This is a genomic window from Streptomyces sp. (assembly GCF_031181555.1).
In the GTDB taxonomy this organism is placed as follows: domain Bacteria; phylum Actinomycetota; class Actinomycetes; order Streptomycetales; family Streptomycetaceae; genus Streptomyces; species Streptomyces fimbriatus.
Genome location: NZ_JAPSKQ010000154.1, coordinates 7,613 through 10,768, shown reverse-complemented (window position 1 = coordinate 10,768; position 3,156 = coordinate 7,613). Strand labels below are relative to the sequence as shown.

The following is a 3,156-nucleotide window of genomic DNA, read 5'->3' as shown; positions in this document are numbered from 1 at the left end:
CGCTCCGGTCGCCCCGGTCGCTCCGGTTCACAGCAGCACCGCTCCCGTCAGGGCCGAGACCGCCACCGCCGTCGCGAAGGTCGCGGGGGCGAAGCGCAGGGCGAAGGCACGGCCGAACGTGCCCGCCTGCAGGGCGAAGAGTTTGAGGTCGATCATCGGGCCCACCACCAGGAAGGTGAGCCGGGCCGTCGGCGAGAACTGGGTCAGCGACGCCGCCACGAACGCGTCCGCCTCCGAACAGAGGGACAGCAGGACGGCGAGTGCCGCCAGCGCCAGCACCGACAGCACCGGGTTGCCGGCCGCCGCGCGCAGCCACTCGGCCGGGACCACCGCCTTCAGCGTCGCCGCGGCCATCGCGCCGACCACCAGGAAGCCGCCCGCGTGCATCACGTCGTGCCGTACCGAACCCCAGAACGCGGCGCCCCCGCCCCGGCCCTCGTGGGCCGAGCGGGCAGGGGGACGCAGCCAGTCGGTACGGCCGAGGCGGTGCCACAGCCAGCCCATCGCGCACGCCACGAGCAGGCTCGCGACGAAGCGGGCGAGGACCATCCGCGGGTCGTCGGGGAAGGCGACCGCGGTGGCCGTCAGCACGACCGGGTTGATGGCGGGAGCGGACAGCAGGAACGCCAGGGCCGCCGCCGGGGTCACCCCCCTGCGCACCAGCGCGCCCGCCACCGGCACGGACGCGCACTCGCAGCCGGGCAGGACCGCGCCCGCCGCGCCCGCGACCGGGACCGCCAGCGCCGGACGCCCCGGCAGCGCGCGGGCGAAGAAGGACGGCGGGACGAACACCGCGATCACCGCCGACAGCAGCACGCCGAGCACCAGGAAGGGCAGGGCCTGGACGATCACCGCCACGAACACCGTCATCCAGCTCTGCATCACCGGGGCGGCCAGGGCGCGACGGACCGGGTCCTGGAACATCACGGCCGCAAGCAGCGCCAGGGTGAGCAGGAGGGGGGAGTCGAGGTGACGGGGCTCCTCGGCGGGCCCGGTCTCCTCCGGGGCTGACTCGGTGAGGGCCACGGGCCGGGTACACCTCCGGAAGAACGCGCGACGAAGCGGGGCCGCCGGACCCCCTCCCCTTCATACGGCTTCATACGGCGCATCCGGTACGGCCGTTCAGCCCGTCGCCGATCACGCCTGGAACCGCCCGTGCGGATGCGGCAGTCTCTTCCCTCGTGGTGAGCCTCCTTCCGAATCCGGCCCTGCCCGGCGACCCGTCCGCGCCCATGGTGGTGTGCGGTGACGACGGCCTGGCGCACCGGCTCGCCGCCGAACTCCGGGGCGTGTACCGCGAGCAGGTCGCGCTCGTCGTGCCACCGGCCGGGAGCCAGGTGCGGCAGCCGGTGGTCGGGCGGGCCCGCGCGGCTTCCGCGGCCCTGCTCGACCGGGTCGTGACCGCCGTCAACCGGGGCAACGGCGGCTCCGGCGGGACCCCGGTCCCGGGCGAGCGGGTGGTGGAGGCCGCCGAGCCGACCGAGGCCGTGCTCGCCGAGGTGGGCGTGGAGCGGGCCGCCGCGCTGGCCCTCGTGTACGACGACGACGAGACCAACATCCGCGCCGCGCTCACCGCCCGCCGGCTCAATCCCCGCCTGCGGATCGTCCTGAGGCTCTACAACCGGCGGTTGGGCCAGCACATCGAGGAGCTGCTGGACCAGGCCGCCGAGTTGGCCGACCCGGACGCGCAGGAGCGGGCCGGGCCGGGAGTCGACGCCTCCACGACCGTCCTGTCCGACGCGGACACGGCCGCGCCCGCGCTGGTCGCCACCGCGCTCGTCGGCACCAGCAAGGTCGTCGACGCCGACGGCCTGCTGCTGCGGGCCGTGGAACGCCGGCCGCCGGAGCCGGGCCAGGTGGCCGACCCCGGGCTGTGCACCCTGGCGCTGCTGTCCGCGACGAGCAACGACCCGGCCGGCAGCGAGGGTTCGGAGGACAGCGGGGACCAGGGACCCCAACTGCTGCCCGACGCGGCGGCGGTGGCGGCGGCGACGGGGCGCGGGACGGTGGTGCTGGAGCAGGTGTCCTACTCGGGTCCGCCGCTGCCGGCCGTGCGGGCCCGGGTGCCGCCGTTCGCCTCGCTGTTCTCACGACGGCTGCGCTGGTCGCTGGCGGGACTGGTGGCGGCCGTGGTCGCGCTCGCCGTCGCGCTGACGGTGGTCACGGAGGACCACCCGCTGCACGCCACCTACGTCACCCTGCTCGACCTCTTCGCCATCAACGAGCCCGCGCACAACGAGTCCATGGGACGGCAGATCCTGCAACTGCTGTCGGGACTGGTGGGGTTGCTGTTGCTGCCGGTGCTGCTGGCGGCGGTACTGGAGGCGCTGGGGACGTTCCGCACCGCGTCGGCGCTGCGGAAGCCGCCGCGCGGGCTGAGCGGGCACGTGGTGCTGCTCGGGCTGGGCAAGATCGGGACGCGGGTGCTGACGCGGCTGCGGGAGCTGCACATCCCGGTGGTGTGCGTCGAGGCCGACCCGGAGGCGCGGGGCATGGCGACGGCGCGGCGGCTGCGGGTGCCGGTGGTGCTCGGGGACGTCACGCAGGAGGGCGTGCTGGAGGCCGCGAAGATCCACCGGGCGGATGTGCTGCTCGCGCTGACCAGCGCGGACACCACCAACCTCGAGGCGGTGCTGTACGCCCGGTCCGTGCGGCCCGATCTGCGGGCCGTGCTGCGGCTGTACGACGACGACTTCGCGACGGCGGTGTACCGCACCCTGCGGACGGCGCACCCCGGCGCGCTGACCCGGAGCCGCAGTGTGTCCCACCTGGCCGCGCCCGCGTTCGCCGGGGCGATGATGGGCCGGCAGATCCTGGGCGCGATCCCGGTCGAGCGGCGGGTGCTGCTGTTCGCGGCGGTGGCCGTGGGCGGGCATCCGCAGCTGGAGGGGAAGACGGTCGGCGAGGCGTTCCGGGCCGGGGCGTGGCGGGTGCTGGCCCTGGACACGGCGGCGTCCCCGGAGCGGGCGGGGACTTCCGCGGAAGGCCCGGCGGAGGAGGTACCGGGGGCGGGGCTGGTGTGGGACCTGCCCGACACGTACGTCCTGCGCGCCGAGGACCGCGTGGTGCTGGCCGCCACACGACGGGGGCTGGCGGAACTGCTGGGACGCAGGGGGCGGGAGCGGGCGGGGAGGTGAGCCCCGCGGCCCGCTCCCC

The 3,156-nt window shown here is 75.7% G+C and carries 2 protein-coding genes; one reads left to right on the top strand and one right to left on the bottom strand.

Going from position 1 to position 3,156, the window contains the following annotated elements; genetic code table 11:
* Positions 1 to 27 precede the first annotated feature (27 nt).
* Entirely contained in the window at positions 28 to 1,026 is a 999-nt protein-coding gene (locus RIM90_RS25065) for a permease (RefSeq protein WP_309063022.1), read from the bottom strand.
* 206 nt (positions 1,027 to 1,232) lie between these two features.
* On the opposite strand from RIM90_RS25065, the gene RIM90_RS25060 reads away from it, so the two are divergent.
* A complete protein-coding gene (locus RIM90_RS25060; protein ID WP_309063029.1) occupies positions 1,233 to 3,137 on the top strand; it encodes an NAD-binding protein in 1,905 nt (634 codons plus the stop codon).
* The last annotated feature ends 19 nt before the right edge of the window (positions 3,138 to 3,156 follow it).

What these genes read in the sequence shown, in the direction of transcription:
- RIM90_RS25060 (WP_309063029.1), top strand. Translation starts at nt 1,233, where the DNA reads ATGGTGGTGTGCGGTGACGACGGCCTGGCGCACCGGCTCGCCGCCGAA.